A 19,688-nucleotide genomic window follows, 5' to 3' on the forward strand; every position below is an offset into this window, starting at 1 on the left:
ACTTAATTGATTTCCATCCCTCTATAAATATAACATGGTATCATCAGCTTGCTCACATAAGCCGGCGGACGGATGGATTTCAAAAAAGCAGGAAAGCTGTGAAAAAGGAAGGAAAAAACATGGTACCAGGGGCATTCCGCATAAAACGTATAAAGCGCGGCGTGTCCCTGTAAATATTGTTAAACAAAGGAGGATATAAATGTTTCTCAGAGATTTGGTAAAGGGATTGAAGGTATTGGATGTAAAAGGCAATTTGGATATTGATATCAGCGATATTGCGTATGATTCCAGAAAGGTAAAAAAAGGTTCCCTTTTTGTATGCATAGATGGCATGACTACCGATGGACATAAATACATACCGTCGGCTCTGGAAAACGGAGCAGCCGCTCTTCTCGTTCAAAAGGATGTGACGGTAGAAGACGGTGTCACCGTGGTGAAGATAGAGGATACCCGATTTGGACTAGCATTCGTGTCCGACGCTTTCTTTGGCCATCCTTCCCAAAAACTGCATTTGATCGGGGTCACCGGTACAAAGGGAAAAACTACCACCACATATATGATTAAGTCGATACTTGAGCATTCCGGACAGAAGGTGGGGTTAGTAGGAACTATTGCCAACATGATTGGTGATGAAGTCCTGTATGCCCAGAGAACTACACCTGAGTCCTATGATCTCCAGTCGCTTTTTGAAGAGATGCTGGAAAAGGGCGTGACAAGCGCAACCATGGAAGTTTCATCCCAAGGACTGGCTCTGGACAGAGTGGGATGCTGCGACTTTGATATTGGAATATTCACCAACATAACCAGTGATCACATAGGACCCAGAGAGCACAAGGACTTTGATGATTATCTTGAAGCAAAGGCCAAGCTTTTCCGCATGTGCAAAAAAGGAGTCATAAACATCGACGATCCCCATGCCCAGAGGATCATGGAAAAGGCAGAATGTGAAATAACCACCTTTGGCATAGAAAAGGATGCGGATATCAAGGCATATGATGTGGTAAAGCACTCCACCGGAGTGGATTTTAAAATCACTTCCCCATGGGGAAATGAGCCCATCAGCGTCAGCATACCGGGTAAATTCAATGTATATAATGCTCTGGCAGCTATTGGAGCATGTGCCCTTTCAGGAATTTCCATGGAAAGCATAAAAGCTGGCCTGGCCAATGTCAAGGTTAAAGGCAGGGCTGAAGTGGTGGAAACAGGAAGAGACTTTACAGTCATGATTGATTATGCCCATAACGCCATAAGCCTTGAAAATATACTGACGACCATAAAAGATTATGCTCCCGGAAGGGTAGTTTGCCTGTTTGGATGCGGCGGAGACAGAGACAAGGCCAGAAGGTTTGAAATGGGAGAGGTTTCGGGCAGGCTTGCCGATTTTACTATTATAACATCGGACAATCCACGCACGGAGGACCCGGATGCGATTATAAATGATATTGAGACCGGAATCAAAAGAACTACAGGAAAGTACATAAAAATTACCGAACGCCGTGAGGCCATCAAGTATGCGATAGATAATGCACAGCCAAAAGATATTATACTGCTGGCAGGTAAAGGTCATGAAACCTACCAGGAGTTTAAGGATAAGACCATTCATTTTGATGAAAGGGAAGTAGTTGCAGAAATACTGGAGAAGAAACAGGCAGCCGGCTGTTGATAGTAAATAGTTTGCCGTAAATTTCAACCGCAGGAGCGCCGCAGGAGGAAAGTATGGCTTACGGGGCATACCCGGCGGAGAAAGACCTGGCATAGGACATGGATGTGCTGAAACGGCTTTCATAAAAGCAAATTGTTCTGCGGTGCGTCAAGCTAAAAGGCGGATTATGGTTTTACCGGCAATTTGCCGGCAGTGCCCGGCGATAAAAGGGGTGATGATGGAAATATGCAAAAAATTACATGCAGGGACATATTGGAAGCTACCAAAGGAAAGCTCATTTCAGGTGAAGCTGATACAGAAGTTTTAAGAGTGTCTACCGATTCTAGAAAAATAATAGATGGGGATTTGTTTATTCCCTTGAAGGGCGAACGTTTTGACGGGCATGATTATATCCCGGCTGCCCTGGAGGCAGGAGCCCGGGCTGTTCTTACCCACAAGGATATCGGCCCGGTTTATAGCAAATGCGTCATCAGGGTTGATAACACGTCGACGGCGCTGCTGGATCTGGCCGGGTGGTACCGGAGAAAGTTTGATATACCCTTTGTGGGAATAACCGGCAGTGTAGGAAAAACCAGCACGAAAGATATGGTGGCCGGAGTTCTTTCCCGGAAATTTCGGGTGCTGAAAACCGAGGGGAATTTTAACAACGAAATTGGTCTCCCCCTTACAATTTTCAATCTTGACAGCTCTCACCAGGCAGCAGTCATTGAAATGGGCATGAGCGGATTTGGGGAGATAAGCAGGCTTACAGCCGTCGCAAGGCCTGATATAGCCATAATAACCAACATAGGAGTCTCCCATATTGAGAAACTGGGCTCGAGGCAAAATATACTGAAGGCTAAGATGGAGATACTGGAGGGGCTTAGTGAAAAAGGCCTGGTGGTATTAAACGGCGACGACAAGTTATTATACGGGCTAAAGGACCTTTTGAATTTCAGGACGGTATTTTACGGCATAGACGAATGCTGTGACTATCAGGCGTATAACATCCATACAGCAGGAGAGCAGGGCACATCCTTTGAAATAACCGTCGGCGCTGAGGATTACAAAGTTCATGTTCCGGCTCCGGGAGTGCATAATGTCTATAATGCGCTGGCCGCAATTGCCGTGGGATTGGAACTGGGACTAACTATGAATGAAATAATCGACGGCATAGCATCTTTTGCTCCGGGAAATATGAGGATGAACATAATAAACCGGGGAGATATAAAGATAATCGATGATACCTATAATGCAAGCCCGCAGTCCATGGAGGCAGCCATTACCGTGCTTAAGGACATTTCAGCGGGCAACCGCCGTACGGTGGCAGTGCTGGGTGATATGCTGGAGATGGGTGAATGGGCGTATGATGCCCACTATAATGTTGGAAAATTCGCTGCTTCCAAAAAGATAGATTACATAATAACGGTGGGCGATAATGGAAGGGTAATAGCAAAAGGAGCGTTAGAATCGGGATTTGACGCCAATTGTGCTTTTTCTTTCAATAACAATGCTGAAGTCAACCGTTTTTTGAAGGATTTCGTAAAAAGCGGCGATGTTATATTGGTTAAAGGTTCCCGGGGAATGAAGATGGAGGAAATAATCCGTCAGTTGACAGGCGGTGCCTGACGGTTTAAAATTTGTTTGGTAACCAATGGGGCTGTGCCCCTTGGAATATTTAATTTACAAGAGGTGAAAATAATTGGATGCACTTTTTACCGGATCAGTGCAAGTTACAGTATTTGTAATTACGTTTGTATTAGCATTAATTGCCGGACCAATTCTTATACCGATACTGACAAAGCTGAAATTCGGGCAGACAGTCAGAGACGACGGGCCGAAGACACATTTTAAAAAGATGGGCACACCCACCATCGGAGGCTTGATATTTCTTATACCCATCACCCTGGTGCTGATGTATTTTTCTTTAAGCTACCCCAAGATATTGCCCATGCTATTGGTTACACTGGGGTTTGGGGTCGTAGGCCTTATCGATGACCTCATTAAGGTCTTAAAAAAAAGCAAGGACGGTTTGTTTGCCGGACAAAAGATGTTGGGACTGCTTCTGATTGCTGCTGCGTTTGCATTTTATATTGCGTATTTCACTGATCTGGGAGTGGATGTAACAATACCTTTTGTGGGAACTGTAAATTCGGCATGGTTTTTTATTTTGTTCACCATTTTCGTTTTCATTGCCACTACCAACGGGGTTAACCTGACAGATGGTCTTGACGGCCTTGCTACAGGAGTTACTCTGATTGTAATGGTGTTTTTTACCGTAGTGGCTATGACGAGAGCGGAATGGGATTACATAAAGGTGTTTACAGCTTCCGTAGCCGGAGGCTGTTTGGGCTTTTTGGTTTTTAACATCCATCCTGCCCGCGTCTTTATGGGTGATTCAGGGTCTCTGGCCTTGGGAGGAGCTGTAGCCAGTACGGCTATAATGCTGAAAATGCCCTTTATCCTCCTTTTAGTTGGAGGAATATATGTGGTAGAAGTCCTTTCGGACATAATCCAGGTGACTTCTTTCAAATTGAGGCGCAAAAGGGTATTTAAAATGGCTCCCCTTCATCATCATTTTGAGCTGTCGGGATGGAAGGAAACAAAAGTTGTTGCAGTGTTCTGGACCACAACCTTGGTATTGTGCATAATCGCACTTTTGCTATTGGGAGTGCGGTTTGTCTAGGTTAAGCCGTTGTACCGGAGGACTGGAGATGGCTTGTGGAGAGTTGTTGGAGATAAAACCCTTAAAAAGTCTCCGGCTTTGCTATCGAATATGCTGATATAGTATGTTAGTTATTTAATTGTTGTAATGCTCATATAATTATATGAACAACAAACTTTAAAGAGGTTGATGATGAAATCAAGAAAGCCTGTGGATTTCTGGATATTGATAACAACTTTTATATTGCTTGCTTTAGGTACAATAATGGTGTTTAGTGCCAGTGCTGCTTATGCATATAACTATTATCATGATACTTATTATTTTCTGAAAAAACAGCTTACAATGCTTCCTATCGCTTTTACGGCAATGCTTTTCACAATGAATATCGATTACAGGAAGCTGGGAAAATGGTCTCCGATATTTGTTGTGGTGAGCATTTTCCTGTTGATCCTTGTTTTCGTACCAGGGATCGGAACGGCTACAAAAGGGGCGCGGAGGTGGCTGGATTTGAAAGTTACCAGTTTCCAGCCGTCGGAGTTTGCCAAAATGGCAGTTATATTGTTTTTTTCTTATAGCCTTTCTAAAAGAAAAAACCAACTGCACAGCTTTTTTAAAGGCTTGCTCCCTTACCTGGTTCTTATAGGCATATATGCGGCACTTTTGCTTTTGGAACCTCACTTGAGCGGCACGATGATCATAGCCATGGTAGCATGCATCATACTTTTCTGTGCAGGAGCGAGAATAAAACACTTTGTGATACTGGCACTGCCTGCTGTGGCAGGACTTGCGGCTGCCATAGCTTTTTCCGACTACAGGCGTGAAAGATTTCTTTCCTTTCTAAATCCACTGGAAGATGCACAAGGGTCGGGATGGCAGATCATCAACTCTCTGTATGCCATAGGATCGGGAGGCTTATTCGGCAGGGGGTTGGGCAAAAGCCTGCAGAAGTTCCTTTACATACCGGAACCCCATAATGACTTCATTCTGGCGGTTCTTGCCGAGGAGTTGGGATTTGTCGGTGTACTGCTGGTAATGATCCTGTTTTCAATATTTATCTGGCGAGGCATCAAAATATCGATAAATGCGCCGGATACCTTTGGGAGTCTTACGGCTGTGGGAATAACTTCCTTGATAGCAGTCCAGGTCATAATAAATGTTGCGGTTGTAACTGCATCAATGCCCGTAACAGGGATGCCACTGCCTTTCTTCAGTTATGGAGGAACCTCCCTGGTATTCCTTATGAGCGAGGTCGGCATTCTGCTTAACATATCGAGATATGCCAATTATGAGAGAATCTGATGTATATAATGTGTAAATCGTTTTGGAGGTGGAACTTTTGAAAGTTCTAATGGCTGGTGGCGGAACTGCGGGTCATATCAATCCGGGTCTGGCCATCGCAAATTATTTGAAGCAAAAACATCCTGATGCACAGATAAAATTCGTTGGTACCGAAAGAGGTTTGGAGACCCGGCTTGTAACAAGGGAAGGCTATGAGCTCGAGCTGATAAAAGTAAGAGGTTTCAAGCGCAAGCTGTCCTTTGACACGATTATAGCCATAAAAGAGCTTTTTCAGGGAATGGTTGAGGCAAGGAAAATTATAAAAAGATATAAACCGGACATCGTTATAGGTACAGGGGGATATGTATGTGGTCCTGTGCTTTTTAATGCGGCAATGATGAAAATACCTACCCTGATCCATGAACAGAACGCATACCCGGGGGTTACCAACAAGATCCTTTCGAGATATGCTGACGCAGTGGCCATAAGCTTTAAGGAATCAGAAAAATATTTCAAATCTGCAAAAAAAATTGCACTTACCGGCAATCCTGTAAGGGATGAGATTTTGCATACCGATAAGGTGAGTGCAAGGAAAAGGCTTGGTATAAGCTCAAATTCCCGTGTGGTCGTGGTGGTAGGAGGCAGCCGGGGGGCACAGAACATAAATAATTCGGTAGTGGATATGCTGAAAAAATATTATAACAGCAATGACTTCAATATTATTTTTGCTACCGGCGAAGCCCAGTACGACAGAACTATGGAAAGCCTGGGAAAAGATATTGCACCGACGGTGGAGGTAGTACCGTATATTTATAATGCTGCTGATGTATATGCAGCCGCAGATTTGATGGTATGCAGAGCTGGGGCGATAACCTTAAGTGAACTTACCGCCATGGGAATACCCGCCATATTGATTCCGTCACCTTTTGTGACAGCCAATCACCAGGAGTATAATGCGAGGTCGTTGGAAAAGAATGGAGCAGCGGTGGTGATATTGGAGAAGGAACTAAGCGGCAATGTGTTGTATAATCAGATAATGAGTCTTTTAAAAAACAGGGAGCAGCTTTCCAGGATGGCTAGTAACTCAAAAAAAATGGGCATAACAAATGCCACAGAGAAAATATATTCGATGATAAGAGAAGTGATGAAGCAAAAAGGAAAGCTCTGAGTTGCGGAATAAGAGGGAAATTTTATGACCCTTTGACATATTATACAGACTGAGACCTAAGAATAAGGAGCGGCAGGCTAGGAAAGCCTGAACCGCTTTTTTTTACAGCCGACTGCACATCAACGTTCAGAAGCAATTTTTATTACCTCCGAATTAAGTCAATATCAAAAAATGAAGTTTTTTATAACAAAATCACACTTTGGCAACCTACGCATAGTATATACTATGGTGCGTAGTAGCTACGGACTTTATTGGAGGTGTTATTATTGAGTAAAATTGCTGTAGTAGGCGGACGAAAACTGAAAGGTGAAGTGATGATCGAAGGTGCAAAAAATGCAGTATTGCCTATATTAGCCGCAACTGTTTTAAATAGTGGGATTAACGTAATAAAGAACTGCCCCAAACTAAGGGATGTGGATATCATGCTGGAAATATTGAGAAAGCTGGGGTGTCTCGTAAGTGTCGAGGGCAGCACAATTATCGTTGACTCGTCAACCTTAAACAGCACAGAAGTACCTGAAGATCTGGCGGCAGAGATGAGGTCGTCGATCATTTTTATGGGGCCTCTCCTCGCACGAGGAGGAAATGTGACTATAAGCTATCCGGGTGGGTGTGTAATATCATTGGCTATAAAGATGGCTGATGTTAAAAACATCTGTTTCTCTGAAGTAAAAAATGTCAGGAGCAGTATATAAAATTATTAGTTTTCGGTGTTTAAAAAGTTGATAAAAACATGTATAATGGTTTCGTAGATGATGGTAATATCCATCATCTTTTGTTTTACAAAGGAGGATGGCATACACTGTGAGCGATAGGGAAAAAGACCTTCTTAAGAAGGCTCGCAATGGGGATATAGAAGCCTTTGAACAGTTGATTGAAGACTACCAGAAAAGAGTATTCAATATAGCTTTGCGCATGATTGGCAATTATGATGACGCCAATGAGCTGGCGCAGGAAGTTTTTATCCGCATATTTAAATCTATCAAGGATTTCAAGGAGGAATCTTCTCTTTCCACATGGATATACAGAATTACCACTAATGTATGCCTGGATGAAATAAGAAAAAGGAAAAATAAAAATGTGGTTTCTCTGGATGAAGAAGTCAAACTGGAAGAAGGAGATCTCCAGCGGCAGGTAGAAGATACCAGGCCGACACCCGATGTAATTGCGGAAAAGAACGAAGTCCGAAAGTTGGTGAAGGATGCAATTATGTCGCTGCCTGAAGAGCAAAGGACGGTTATAATATTGAGAGACATTCAGGGCTTCAGTTATGAAGAAATCGCAAAGATTATGAAATGCCCCGAAGGAACGGTAAAATCAAGGATAAACAGATCCAGACAAATTTTGAGGGATCGGCTTAAACCAAAAATGGAACTTTTAAAGGGAGATTACGTCAAATAACGTGAAAGAAGGGTCTGGATATGATGATGAATTGTAATGAAGCAAGAGATTTAATAACTTTATATATTGATAATGAACTGCAAGGAGAAAAGCTGGAAAAATTCAAAGAACATGTTGAAAGCTGTGAGGCTTGCAGAATCGAACTTGCAGAAATCACCCGAGTGGTAGAGCTTTGTGCCGATATGCCTGAGGAGGAGCTCCCGGAGACGTTTAAGGAGCAGCTCCATAGCAAGCTTGTTGATGTCAGCAGGCAGGATAACAACAATAGAAAGGTCATTTTCTTTAAAAACAGTTATTTGAAAGTTATTACCACTGTTGCAGCCGTTTTCCTTGTCTTTGTTGCTCTAAGCGGCATTTATGGCAATGATCTTCTAAAAGGCAGATTTTTGAATCTAAAGGACATGAACAAGACGGCTCAAATGGATGAAAAGAAAATGGAAAGCAGTGAAGCCGAAATTGATGCCGGAATGGCAGAAGATCAGAGCGAAGCTCAACTCAGGATAGCCAGTGGAGAAGCTGGAGCTTCTTCAGCATTGGAGTCTGATGCAAGTAAGAGTGCTCAGCCGCGGGAAGCGTGGGATTCGGACGGAACAGCCAAGGATGTTACCAGGGGCACTATGGAAGGAAGAAGCTTTATGATGATGGCCCTGCCTGAGCTAAGAGAGATAAGGATAGCTGCAAACACCGATGATATAGAAAAAGTGATTGGTAAAATAGAGGAATATGCTGATGAGTTAGGTTTGGAAGCGGCTAAAAAAGACGACACAAACCAAAACCTAAGCATCGAGCCCACGGCTAAGTTTGCAGGGGAGAAGGCAGAAATGCAGCTAATTGTTCCCAATGCATCCTATGAGGGTTTTATCCAGAATTTAAAAAGCGATCCGGAACTGTCAAAGATTTTGAGCTTTGGTGAAATGCAAAAATTAAATGCCGATGATTATATAAATAAGTTAAACAGTGAGCTGGATCAGATAATACAATTGATAGACAAAACCGAAAACATCGGAAGTACAGCGGAAAAATCTAAGGAAACGCTGAAACAGTTAAAGGAGAAAAGGGACAGCATACAAGCAGAGATAGAAAGCATAACCATTAATCCTGATTGCACAATAGTAAAATTCGAGATTCTAAAAGAAGGATGAAATAAATCAAAGCAACCGTTTACGGTTGCCTTTTTTTTGTGTAAAATTAATACATGGGATAAATGAGGAAAAATGAGAGATTATTATAATCATAGGCATAAAAAATATAAATATCCGGCGTCATACTGGCAAGCTTTAAATCGGGGCTTAGGTGGGACGCCGTAAAATGTGGCGGAGAGCAATGTGCGGCATTTTTATTAGGATGAAATATGGCATCCGTCAAATTGCTGAAGCATCCGCTGCATAAACATATAAATCGCATTGCTTTTAAATATATCAGGATGAGGTATAAAATGAACAAGGAAAAATTGATGATAATCGATGGAAACAGCATTTTAAACAGAGCTTTTTACGGACTTCAGGGAAAACAACTTCTTTCCACCTCCGATGGCTTGTATACCAATGCTGTTTACGGTTTTTTGAACATACTTCATAAATATGTAGAAGAAGAAAAGCCCCAGTACTTATGTGTTGCTTTTGACTTAAAAGCGCCAACCTTCAGGCACAAAGAGTTTGAGGGATATAAGGCCAACAGAAAGGGAATGCCGCCTGAACTGGCTGTCCAGCTTCCGGTCATAAAGGAAGTTCTGGATGCCATGAACATAAAAAGACTTGAATGTGAAGGTTATGAAGCGGATGATATCATCGGATCGGTTTCCCTGTGTGCAGAAAAACAGGGAATGGATGTGATCATCATTACGGGGGACAGGGACTCCTTACAGCTGGCAACGGAGACCACCAGAATAAAAATACCCACCACCCGGGGCGGTAAAACCGAGACGGATGAATATGACAAAAACAGGGTTATGGAGAAGTATGGAGTCACTCCGTTGGAGTTTATCGATGTAAAGGGTCTGATGGGAGATACTTCCGATAATATCCCCGGAGTTCCGGGAATAGGGGAGAAGACAGCTATAAGCCTTATAAAGGAGTTTGGCAGTATTGAGAACCTGTATGAAAACCTGGATAAGATAGATAAAAAAAGCGTGCGGGAGAAGCTGGCTGCCAACAGGGAACAGGCTTTCTTAAGCAAAAGGCTTGCCACCATAGACAGGCATATGAGCGAGTTGTGCAGCATCGAGGATTTAAAAAGGAACGATTTCAACAAAGAAAAGCTCTATGAGCTGTTTAAGCGCTTGGAATTCAAGAGCTTTATAGATAAGTTCGGGCTTGACGAGGTCCAAAGCAGTGCACATTCGACGCTGCAAACGGTAAAGGTGGAATGCCTGGAGAGTTCCGAAGGACTGAAAAAGCTCAAGGAAGATATTGCTTCACAAGGCAAATTCGGGTTTTATTGCCTTATTGATAAAATTGACAACTTTGACAACAAACTGGTGGGAATAGGCTTTTCCCTTGGTGAAAAATCAGGAACTTATGTAAATCTTAACGGGTGCGTTGACGAGGATGAGTTTTTAAAAGAGTTCAAAGATGTTTTTGAAAATGGAGACATTAAAAAGTATGGTCATGATGTTAAGAATTTCATAGTATATTTGAAAAATAAGGGCATATCGCTGGAAGGACTGGCCTTTGATACCATGATAGGCGCTTACCTCATCAACTCGACAAGGGCCACATATACTGTATCGGAGCTGGCGAGGGAGTACCTGGGTTTTGAGATCAAACCCATTGAGGAATTATCCGGAAAGGGAAAAAATTTCGTAGCCTTTGGTGATATGCAGGAGGATGTTATTTCCCAGGCAGCGTGTGATCATGCCTGTGCAGTTATGGGCATCGCCAGGGCTTTGGATGAAAAGCTGAAGGAATATGATCAGGAAAGCCTTTATTATGACATAGAGCTGCCTTTGATAAAGGTTCTTGCCTCCATGGAATACTGGGGCTTTAAAGTGAACGTGGAGGAACTGAAAAAGTTCTCGGAGGAGCTTGAAGGGAAGATTGAGCTTCTGACCCGGGAAATATACAGCATTGCCGGAGAAGAATTCAACATAAATTCTACAAAGCAGCTGGGGACAATTTTATTTGAGAAGCTGCAGCTCCCGGTGATCAAGAAAACCAAGACAGGATATTCCACCGATGCGGAGGTCCTTGAGGAGCTTTCCGACCGCCATGAAATAATAAGAAAAATATTGGATTACAGGCAGTTGGTGAAGCTGCAATCCACATATGCAGAAGGCTTGCAGCATGTGATTAACCCCAGAACGGGCAAGATACACTCCAGCTTTAACCAGACAGTCACAGCTACCGGGAGGATAAGCAGTACTGAGCCTAATCTTCAGAATATACCCATCAAGCTGGAGATGGGTAGAAAGATCCGAAAGGTTTTTGTGCCCAGCAGCAGTGAATTCATGCTTCTGGATGCCGACTATTCCCAGATTGAACTCAGGGTTCTCGCCCATATTACCAATGACCAGAACATGATTGCGGCATTCAACAACAATGAAGATATCCATACTACCACCGCATCCCAGGTTTTTGGAGTGCCTATGGAGGAGGTTACACCTCTGATGAGAAGCAGGGCAAAGGCCGTAAACTTCGGCATAGTGTATGGAATCGGAGATTTCAGTCTGGCAAAGGATCTGGGAATAACAAGAAAGGAAGCCCGCCGGTATATAGACAGCTATTTGGACAAATATCCCGGGGTTAAGCAGTATATGCATGATATCGTGGAGTTTGGCAAGCAAAACGGATATGTGGCTACCCTGTTCCACCGAAGAAGGTATCTGCCGGAATTGCAATCCAAAAACCACAATATACGATCCTTTGGGGAACGTGTAGCCATGAACACTCCTATACAGGGAAGTGCGGCGGACATCATCAAGATTGCCATGGTGAAAGTATACGAAGAACTGCAAAAAAGGAACTTGAGATCGAGACTGATACTGCAGGTGCATGATGAATTGATCATAGAAATGCATGTGGATGAAAAGGAAGAAGTGACAAAACTTCTCAAGGACAGCATGGAAAATGCGGTAAAACTCCGGGTGGCTTTAAATGTAGACATTAACAGCGGAAACAGCTGGTATGATACAAAATGATGCTTTACCGGAGCGACAATTTGAGGAAGACAAGGATGGGTAAAGTGAAAATAATTGGAGTAACAGGACCTATAGGAAGTGGTAAAAGCACTGTTTCCGGCATTTTGCATGATGAATGGAAGGCCAGGGTTATCGATGCCGATCAGATAGCCAGGGAAGTAGTGCGAAAGGGTGAAAAAGCCCTCAGTGAAATGGTGGACTATTTTGGACCAGAGATATTGGATGAAAAGGGAGAACTGATAAGAAGCAAACTGGCGGAAATGGTGTTTGGAAATGAAGAAAAGGTAAAGGTGCTGAATGCTATAACTCATAAGCATATAATGGAGCGCCTGTTAAACCGGCTGGAACAGGCCAAATCCGAGGCTTGGCCGGAGGGAGTTATTGTAGTTGATGTTCCCTTGCCTGTAAAACATGGTTTTCTGGATACGGTGGATGAGGTTTGGGTGGTATATGCCGATCCGGAGACCAGAATAGGCAGGGTTATGGAAAGAAGCGGACTGTCCCGACAGGAAGTGATAGCCAGAATGAATTCCCAAATGAGCGATGAGGAATACCTTAAACTGGCAGATAAAGTAATTCTTAACAACGAGAGCAAGGAAAAGCTGAAAGAGCAAATTATAAGATTAATGAGATCCGGGTGATGAAGTGCAAGCAAAGAGAAAAAAACGTTCTAAAATTCCCTTTTTTTTAATATTAGTTTTGCTTTTGACCGCATTTTTAGCCGTCAGACCTGAACCGGTCCTAAAGCTGATATACCCTTTAAAGTATGATGAACTGGTTTTTATGTATGCCAAGGAGAATGGAATAGATCCCTATCTTGTTTTTTCGATAATAAAAGCAGAAAGCAACTTCGATCCGGATGCCACCTCCAGCAGGAATGCCCGGGGGCTTATGCAGGTAACCGACAAAACTGGAGCTTGGGCTGCTGAAAAGCTAGGCATGGATGACTTTGTTACCGATGATCTCTATCGTCCGGATGCAAATATTAAAATAGGCTGCTGGTATATCCGCCAGTTGATGAGAGAGTTCGGAAGCAATATCAATCTGGTAATTGCAGCATACAATGCCGGCAGCGGCAATGTCAGCTCCTGGCTGAAGGACGAAGAGCTGAGCAGGAACGGGGAGGAACTGGTGAGAATTCCGTTTAAGGAGACGGACAACTATTTGAAAAGGGTAATCAAATATTATAAAATGTATCAAAAGCTATATGCAAAAAGAGGCAATTAGTTCAAAAGGGCAAGGTTTAATAGTTTATATTGAACGATGCCAGAGGCTTTTATCAATTTATGAAACGAATGGGATTGTTTATGGAAGACTTTATGAAAAACGCTTCTTATATTATCGACCAACATGGGTCTTACTGGAAGGGCTTTGATTTTCGCTTAAGGTGCATAATCCTTGCTGTTTCGGTGATATGCTCTTTTACTTCAGAAGTCAGGATATTCACCGGATACGGCACATTCATATTATCGGCAGTTTTTTTCCTGTATTGGTTGCTGAGCGTACTGTATTTGACGAAGTCAAAGGGCAATTTTAAAAAAGCGCTGAGAGTAGTCTCGTACTTTGATATTGCGATGATTTCCTTCCTATGCTACTGCACCGGTGGAATAGGTTCCGACGGTTATGTGGTGTACTTTTTTATCATAGGCATCATAGGCATTCAAAACAGCCCTGCTCCGACTATAAAAGCAAGTATTTTTGCGGCTGTGACTTATACGCTCGCAGCATTGTTGTCCAAAAGCGTTATGGGGATGAAGGATTTCTGGAGGTTGGGCTTAAGGGTCTTCTATATCTTTGCCTTATGTGCTGCAGTTTTGAGGATTTATCGAGAAATAAGGAAATATGAAGAACTGCACAAAAGAGAATTTAAGCTGGCCAGAACGGACAAGCTGACAGGCCTCGCAAACCGGCGCTATTTTGAGCAGAAGCTGGCCGAAGAGGCAAGATATTCCGATGCATCCGGCAAGCCAGTGAACATATTGATCTTTGATATAGACAATTTCAAGAAATTCAACGACACTTATGGTCATATTTTTGGAGATAAACTCCTGGAATTGTTTGCGGATATCATCAAGAAGAATATAAGAAAATCAGATATCCCCATAAGATATGGGGGAGAAGAATTTTTGATACTGATCCGGGACCTTGATAAAAAAACCGCCCGTAATGTTGCTGAAAGGATTAGAAGCCAGCTGGAAAAGCAGTGCATAGTTTTAGTGGATTCTACCAACGAAAGCAAAATGATGACGGTAAGCTGCGGATTATCCCAGTATCCTGAGGATTCAAAAGACATCAGTGAAGTGGTTAAGTTTGCCGATATGGCTCTTTACAGGGCAAAACAGACAGGTAAGAACACAGTGGTAAGTTATGATGAGATTAATAACAAAGTGTGACTGGGGTAATGCAGGGTAAACCTCCGGGGTATGCTGCCCGTACTCGATCCAATCTGTAATCATGTAGATTGGCACTGTTTGACACCAAATTACCGATATCAAATTCGAATTACTGATATGTTAAATTCTAAGAAAAAAGGCCTGTTAATATACTGTCAGGCCTTTTTCTTATGTATTAAATAAGGTGTAAAATCTTCTTTTTAGTTAATGAGCAAATTCATTTTTTAAATGGATGTATTGATTGCTATGGGCTTTGAATAATACCATAGCAATCAACTATTTTAATCAGCTGAACTCAAACCGGCTTTATACAGCCATAAGGAAATAATTCCTTAAGCGGTTACCCATGTCCAGTACACACCTTTGGTATATGTTAGCACCGTGAGTTTTGCTGATTTGTCATCATGGTTGCCGTCATATTTCCCGACCTACAGCGTGGGCTACAGGTTCCAGTTCTTTCATTAACTGCGTGAAGTGGACGGGTTTCAAGGACTGTGGACCGTCGCTCAACGCAGTGCTGGGATCGAAATGCACTTCTATAATAAGGCCGTCAGCTCCGGCAGCGACTGCTCCCTTGGACAGGGAGTTTACATATTTCCAGGTACCGGCCGCATGGCTTGGGTCTACCACCACGGGGAGATGGGAGAGCTCTTTTATCACAGGTATCGCGCTAATATCCAGAGTATTCCTTGTGGCTGTTTCGAAGGTGCGTATGCCTCTTTCACAGAGTATGATATTGGGGTTTCCTTCGGCAATGATATATTCCGCAGCCATCAGCCATTCCTCTATGGTGGCGGACAATCCCCTTTTTAGAAGCACCGGTTTTCCGATCATGCCAACTTCCTTAAGCAGCCGGAAATTTTGCATGTTTCTGGCCCCTATCTGGAGTATATCCGCATAGGATGCTACGGTTTCCACATCCCGGGTATCCACTACTTCTGTTACGATTTTCAATCCCGTAGCCTCTCGAGCCCTTGACAGTATTTTCAGTCCTTCCTCTTCAAGGCCCTGGAAAGAGTAAGGTGAGGTCCTTGGCTTATATGCCCCTCCCCGGAGGATTTTTGCCCCGGCTTTTTTTACTTCCAGCGCGGTGCTCATATAGATATCTTCATTTTCAATAGCGCAAGGCCCTGCCATGACAATGATTTCCCGGCCTCCGATTTTTACATCCCCCACTTCAACTATCGTAGGGTCCTGTTTTAGTTCCCGGCCGGCAAGCTTGTATGGTTTCATTATGGGTACTATGGTTTCCACACCGGGCATATGGCTTAGTGACTGCATGTTTACCTGGCGTTTATCTCCTATGGCACCAATAACGGTTTTAACTTCTCCGGTGATGGGATGTGTTTTGAAACCGAGATCGGATAACATTTTTTCTACATTGCTTATTTCTTCCTTGGTAGCTGATTTTTTCATTACAACTATCATAATAATACCTCTCTTTCCCAATTGATATCGTTAAATCGCATTTCCCAAAAACTATTACTTTGCCTTCATATGGCGAATTTGGATAGGTTTCTTTATAAGCTCATCAAAAAACTCCTCATCCACAAGGGACGAGGAGTTATAATCCACGCGGTACCACCCAACTTGGCAAAAGCCCACTTTGATGTACGAGACTTTCGTCTGATACATTCTTTCTTGTAACGGTGAAAGTGTCCGGCGCAGCCTACTGCAATTTCAGCCTGCAGCTCAAAGGAGAACTTCAATTATATGGCTTTTACAGGCTTTCACCCTTTCCTGCTCGCTTTTAAAAGCCGGGTATAATCTACTTTTCCTTTTCATCGCTTTTGAATATCATACTTTTTAATTTTTCTCATATTAACATGATAGATTCCTATTGTCAATAGTGCTACAGATTCTGGATAAAAAACATTAAAAATATTTGTTGCTTGTACAATAAACAGAAAACCGGCAACCATTAGAACACACAATATGTTAATCATCTGTCGATTTTGATTATTATATGTAAAAAGTTGCAATCATATGCAAAAACATGGTATATTTATTTTAATAAGAAAATACGGAGAAGGGTTTGAATTATTGCCGGTTTCGTTTGCAAGCACAGGTATTGGTTATGCCGGCAAGTTCGATGATGCTGAGGTTATTTGATCTGCCGTTTCTTTAGTTTGGTATTGGGGCTTTTGATTCAGGTGCGGCAGGACGGCTTGATTATTACTATCTCATATTACGATACTAATATGGAGGGATTGGAATGTCCGAGATACAACTGGCTGTAGTCAAGGTGAAGGATGAAGTTTTTGGTGTGGATTCTTCTTGTATCAAGCAAATTGTTAAATACCAGGATGTTAAAAAAGCGAAGAACATGCCGGATTTTATAGAAGGATTTGTGAGACATCAGGATGAAGATATTCCGGTGGTAGGCCTTGCCGGAAAGCTTGGGCTGGGTGAAACTGAAGCCACCAAGAAAACCAAGATACTGCTGACCAGGGCAGGGGAATTCTCGTTAGGTTTTACGGTCGATGATGTAACCGAACTTGTGAAATATGAAGATAGAGAAATCGTACCAATTCCTGATGTAATACGCAGAGCCGGAAACTCACATATAAAATACATCGGCAGGAAAGATGATGACATATTATGCATACTGGATTTGAATGGTATCCTCTCTAAGGAGGAAGCAGACAAGCTGAAAGAAAAAAGCGGCAGTTAAAGCCGCTTTTTCCATAGCTTCGGGTTGCTATTTAAGATTGATTTTATTAGTTTATTTTCTTAAGAAATATTTTTTTAAGATTACTTTTACTTAAGATCTTACTATTTCTCAAGACTTCTTAAGACTGCCTTTCCTCAAGACTGGCCTTACGGATTACTTTGCATTCAGTTGATTTTTTTCTGCCTTTTACCGGATAAAGACGGGATTATACGTTAAACCTGAACAGAGTGACATCTCCATCCTGCATTACATAGTCCTTTCCTTCGGAGCGCACCAATCCCTTTTCCTTGGCTGCGTTATAAGAACCGCATTCTATGAGGTCCTTGTAAGCAACAACTTCAGCTCTGATAAATCCCCGTTCAAAGTCGCTGTGGATTTTTCCTGCTGCCTGGGGTGCCTTGGTGCCTTTAACAATGGTCCAGGCTCTTACCTCCTGGGGACCTGCCGTCAGGAAACTGATAAGTCCCAGAAGCTTGTAGCTGGCTTTTATAAGCCTGTCCAGGCCGGATTCCGACAGCCCGAGTTCTGAAAGAAATTCCTTCTTTTCATCCTCATCCAGTTGGGCTATCTCTTCTTCAATTTTAGCACATATTACCATTACTTCGGCATTTTCCTTTGCAGCATGGGCTTTTAGCTCGGCAACATAAGGATTATCCTCTTGGGACTGTAGGTCCTTTTCAGATATATTGGCAGCGTACAGAACCGGCTTCGAAGTAAGGAGGAACAGCTGATCCACCAAGGATTGCTGCTCTGCGTCAAATTTCATGGAACGCACCGGCATTCCTTTTTCCAGGGTTTCTTTAATGCTCTCATACAGATCCAGCTCGATCTGGAATTTTTTATCTCCGGACTTGAGCATTTTGCGGGTTTTATCTATCCTTTTTTCCATGACTTCCAAGTCCGCAAAAATGAGCTCCAGCTGGATGGTTTCAATATCCCTCACAGGGCCTATTGAACCGTCAACATGCACAATGTTGCCATCCTCAAAGCATCTTACAACATGAACTATTGCATCCACTTCCCGTATATGTGAAAGGAACTTGTTTCCAAGACCTTCACCCTTGCTTGCGCCTTTTACCAGTCCGGCTATGTCAACGAACTCTACCACTGCGGGGGTAACCTTTTCCGGATTATACATTTCGGCCAGCTTGTCCAGTCTTTCATCAGGAACAGCCACTGTACCCACATTAGGCTCAATCGTACAGAAGGGATAGTTTGCACACTCAGCTCCGGCTTTGGTTATTGCATTGAAAAGAGTGCTTTTCCCTACGTTTGGTAAACCAACGATACCCAACTTCATATATATCATCTGTCCTTTCGTTTTCTACAAAATATTCTTCGTGCCCTTAAGCCATTCTAAATTATATATTATCCGACAATTATATGCAATAAAAATGCTTTGCCTCAAAATTTCTGGCAATCTGTGTTATAATTAAGTATACTTGCATTATAGTTACGGAAGTTAGTGGGGGGTACAACTTATGCGAAAACCTGGGAAATTTACCGTGCCGCTAGTGGCATTACTGGTACTGGTATCGGCTGCTGTTACGGTGAAGCTCGTCTTGAGCAAAGCAAAAACCGCAGTTCTGCCTGCCGAATATGTAGCCCATGGAGGCGGAGGAGTGAACGAAGAGAGGATAACCAACTCCCTGGAGGCTTTTAATGAGAATTATGCTCAAGGTTTCCGGTTTTTTGAAGCGGATATAGAGAAAACAACCGACGGCCACTACATACTGATCCATGATTGGGGAAGGCTGAAATGGCTTTTTAATTCAGAGCCTGAGCCTTGCGACCTCGAAACTTTTCTTGGGCTGAAGATGGTTAAAGGGCTTACCCAGATGACTCTGGATGATTTGATGCGCTGGCTTAAGGATCATCCCGATGCATATATCATCACCGACGCCAAGAGTGACAATATAGGGCTTCACAAGTACATAAAGGAGAAATACCCGAAGGAAAGCCGCCAGGTTATTCCCCAGGCCATGAGCTTTGAAGAATATCCGGAGATTAAAGCCCTTGGCTATGAAAACATTATACTCACTCTCTATAAAGTGAAATATACCCCGGAAATGATTATTGAGTTTGCGGAGAATAATGAGCTATTTGCGGTAACCATGCACAGCAGCACCGCAAAAACCGATTTTCCTTCGAAGCTCAAGGAAAAGGGAATATTTATGTACGCTCACACAATAAATGATGCATCGGAGGAAGAACTGATGAGAAATGCCGGTATAGGAGGCATTTACACCGATTTTTTGCAGCCGGACTGATATTTCGGTAAATATTAAGGCTATCATTATTTGTTCATGAATTGTTTACATCTCCTGCATTG

16 protein-coding genes and 1 other annotated feature are annotated in these 19,688 nt (G+C 42.8%); of the genes, 14 read left to right on the forward strand and 2 right to left on the reverse strand.

Annotated elements, in window-relative coordinates:
* Positions 1 to 199 precede the first annotated feature (199 nt).
* The 12 genes from CDO33_RS06580 to CDO33_RS06635 all read left to right on the forward strand — a co-directional run bounded on the left by CDO33_RS06580 (position 200) and on the right by CDO33_RS06635 (position 14,682).
* Positions 200 to 1,663, forward strand: a complete 1,464-nt coding sequence (locus CDO33_RS06580) for a UDP-N-acetylmuramoyl-L-alanyl-D-glutamate--2,6-diaminopimelate ligase (RefSeq protein WP_103080540.1) — start codon at positions 200 to 202, stop codon at positions 1,661 to 1,663.
* 225 nt (positions 1,664 to 1,888) lie between these two features.
* On the forward strand, positions 1,889 to 3,271 hold the full coding sequence (locus CDO33_RS06585; protein WP_103080618.1) for a UDP-N-acetylmuramoyl-tripeptide--D-alanyl-D-alanine ligase: 1,383 nt from the start codon (positions 1,889 to 1,891) through the stop codon (positions 3,269 to 3,271).
* Between the two features lie 73 nt (positions 3,272 to 3,344).
* Complete coding sequence (mraY, locus tag CDO33_RS06590; protein WP_103080541.1) at positions 3,345 to 4,328, forward strand: phospho-N-acetylmuramoyl-pentapeptide-transferase; 984 nt, start codon at positions 3,345 to 3,347, stop codon at positions 4,326 to 4,328.
* 168 nt (positions 4,329 to 4,496) lie between these two features.
* Positions 4,497 to 5,606, forward strand: a complete 1,110-nt coding sequence (gene spoVE, locus CDO33_RS06595; RefSeq protein WP_202849481.1) for a stage V sporulation protein E — start codon at positions 4,497 to 4,499, stop codon at positions 5,604 to 5,606.
* 37 nt (positions 5,607 to 5,643) lie between these two features.
* A complete protein-coding gene (murG, locus tag CDO33_RS06600) occupies positions 5,644 to 6,753 on the forward strand; it encodes an undecaprenyldiphospho-muramoylpentapeptide beta-N-acetylglucosaminyltransferase (protein WP_103080543.1) in 1,110 nt (369 codons plus the stop codon).
* 266 nt (positions 6,754 to 7,019) lie between these two features.
* Positions 7,020 to 7,448, forward strand: coding sequence for a UDP-N-acetylglucosamine 1-carboxyvinyltransferase (locus CDO33_RS06605; protein ID WP_103080544.1), 429 nt, complete (start codon positions 7,020 to 7,022; stop codon positions 7,446 to 7,448).
* A gap of 109 nt (positions 7,449 to 7,557) precedes the next feature.
* Positions 7,558 to 8,154, forward strand: a complete 597-nt coding sequence (locus CDO33_RS06610) for a sigma-70 family RNA polymerase sigma factor (RefSeq protein ID WP_103080619.1) — start codon at positions 7,558 to 7,560, stop codon at positions 8,152 to 8,154.
* 20 nt (positions 8,155 to 8,174) lie between these two features.
* Complete coding sequence (locus tag CDO33_RS06615) at positions 8,175 to 9,296, forward strand: anti-sigma factor family protein (protein ID WP_103080545.1); 1,122 nt, start codon at positions 8,175 to 8,177, stop codon at positions 9,294 to 9,296.
* A 293-nt stretch (positions 9,297 to 9,589) separates the two neighbouring features.
* Positions 9,590 to 12,289 (forward strand): DNA polymerase I, encoded by a 2,700-nt coding sequence (gene polA, locus CDO33_RS06620; protein ID WP_103080620.1) that lies wholly within the window; start codon positions 9,590 to 9,592, stop codon positions 12,287 to 12,289.
* Positions 12,290 to 12,324: 35 nt separating this feature from the next.
* Complete coding sequence (gene coaE / locus CDO33_RS06625; RefSeq protein ID WP_242973856.1) at positions 12,325 to 12,930, forward strand: dephospho-CoA kinase; 606 nt, start codon at positions 12,325 to 12,327, stop codon at positions 12,928 to 12,930.
* 142 nt (positions 12,931 to 13,072) lie between these two features.
* Positions 13,073 to 13,516 carry a lytic transglycosylase domain-containing protein gene (locus CDO33_RS06630; RefSeq protein WP_103080622.1) on the forward strand — a complete coding sequence of 148 codons (444 nt, stop codon included), beginning with the start codon at positions 13,073 to 13,075 and terminating at the stop codon, positions 13,514 to 13,516.
* A gap of 68 nt (positions 13,517 to 13,584) precedes the next feature.
* Positions 13,585 to 14,682, forward strand: coding sequence for a GGDEF domain-containing protein (locus CDO33_RS06635; protein ID WP_161496691.1), 1,098 nt, complete (start codon positions 13,585 to 13,587; stop codon positions 14,680 to 14,682).
* 414 nt (positions 14,683 to 15,096) lie between these two features.
* Here the strand turns inward: CDO33_RS06635 and aroF are convergent, their stop codons facing one another.
* Positions 15,097 to 16,110 carry a 3-deoxy-7-phosphoheptulonate synthase gene (gene aroF / locus CDO33_RS06640; RefSeq protein WP_103080547.1) on the reverse strand — a complete coding sequence of 338 codons (1,014 nt, stop codon included), beginning with the start codon at positions 16,108 to 16,110 and terminating at the stop codon, positions 15,097 to 15,099.
* Between the two features lie 121 nt (positions 16,111 to 16,231).
* Positions 16,232 to 16,476 (reverse strand) — a binding site (T-box leader).
* A 421-nt stretch (positions 16,477 to 16,897) separates the two neighbouring features.
* Between aroF and CDO33_RS06645 the strand changes: the two genes are divergently transcribed.
* Positions 16,898 to 17,356 carry a chemotaxis protein CheW gene (locus CDO33_RS06645; RefSeq protein WP_103080548.1) on the forward strand — a complete coding sequence of 153 codons (459 nt, stop codon included), beginning with the start codon at positions 16,898 to 16,900 and terminating at the stop codon, positions 17,354 to 17,356.
* 205 nt (positions 17,357 to 17,561) lie between these two features.
* Here CDO33_RS06645 and ychF read toward each other — a convergent pair whose 3' ends face one another.
* The gene (gene ychF, locus CDO33_RS06650) at positions 17,562 to 18,656 is read right to left on the reverse strand and encodes a redox-regulated ATPase YchF (protein ID WP_103080623.1); all 1,095 of its coding nucleotides are present in this window, start codon (positions 18,654 to 18,656) and stop codon (positions 17,562 to 17,564) included.
* Between the two features lie 181 nt (positions 18,657 to 18,837).
* Between ychF and CDO33_RS06655 the strand changes: the two genes are divergently transcribed.
* Complete coding sequence (locus CDO33_RS06655) at positions 18,838 to 19,626, forward strand: glycerophosphodiester phosphodiesterase family protein (RefSeq protein WP_103080549.1); 789 nt, start codon at positions 18,838 to 18,840, stop codon at positions 19,624 to 19,626.
* The last annotated feature ends 62 nt before the right edge of the window (positions 19,627 to 19,688 follow it).

The organism is Clostridium thermosuccinogenes (genome assembly GCF_002896855.1).
Taxonomy (GTDB): domain Bacteria; phylum Bacillota; class Clostridia; order Acetivibrionales; family DSM-5807; genus Pseudoclostridium; species Pseudoclostridium thermosuccinogenes.

Excerpts from the sequence above, each read along its gene's own strand:
- CDO33_RS06585 (WP_103080618.1), top strand. The coding sequence starts at position 1,889 with ATGCAAAAAATTACATGCAGGGACATATTGGAAGCTACCAAAGGAAAG.
- ychF (WP_103080623.1), bottom strand. The coding sequence starts at position 18,656 with ATGAAGTTGGGTATCGTTGGTTTACCAAACGTAGGGAAAAGCACTCTT.
- polA (WP_103080620.1), top strand. The coding sequence starts at position 9,590 with ATGAACAAGGAAAAATTGATGATAATCGATGGAAACAGCATTTTAAAC.
- CDO33_RS06635 (WP_161496691.1), top strand. The coding sequence starts at position 13,585 with ATGGGATTGTTTATGGAAGACTTTATGAAAAACGCTTCTTATATTATC.
- coaE (WP_242973856.1), top strand. The coding sequence starts at position 12,325 with ATGGGTAAAGTGAAAATAATTGGAGTAACAGGACCTATAGGAAGTGGT.
- CDO33_RS06655 (WP_103080549.1), top strand. The coding sequence starts at position 18,838 with ATGCGAAAACCTGGGAAATTTACCGTGCCGCTAGTGGCATTACTGGTA.
- CDO33_RS06645 (WP_103080548.1), top strand. The coding sequence starts at position 16,898 with ATGTCCGAGATACAACTGGCTGTAGTCAAGGTGAAGGATGAAGTTTTT.
- CDO33_RS06615 (WP_103080545.1), top strand. The coding sequence starts at position 8,175 with ATGATGATGAATTGTAATGAAGCAAGAGATTTAATAACTTTATATATT.
- CDO33_RS06580 (WP_103080540.1), top strand. The coding sequence starts at position 200 with ATGTTTCTCAGAGATTTGGTAAAGGGATTGAAGGTATTGGATGTAAAA.
- spoVE (WP_202849481.1), top strand. The coding sequence starts at position 4,497 with ATGATGAAATCAAGAAAGCCTGTGGATTTCTGGATATTGATAACAACT.
- CDO33_RS06630 (WP_103080622.1), top strand. The coding sequence starts at position 13,073 with ATGTATGCCAAGGAGAATGGAATAGATCCCTATCTTGTTTTTTCGATA.
- aroF (WP_103080547.1), bottom strand. The coding sequence starts at position 16,110 with ATGATAGTTGTAATGAAAAAATCAGCTACCAAGGAAGAAATAAGCAAT.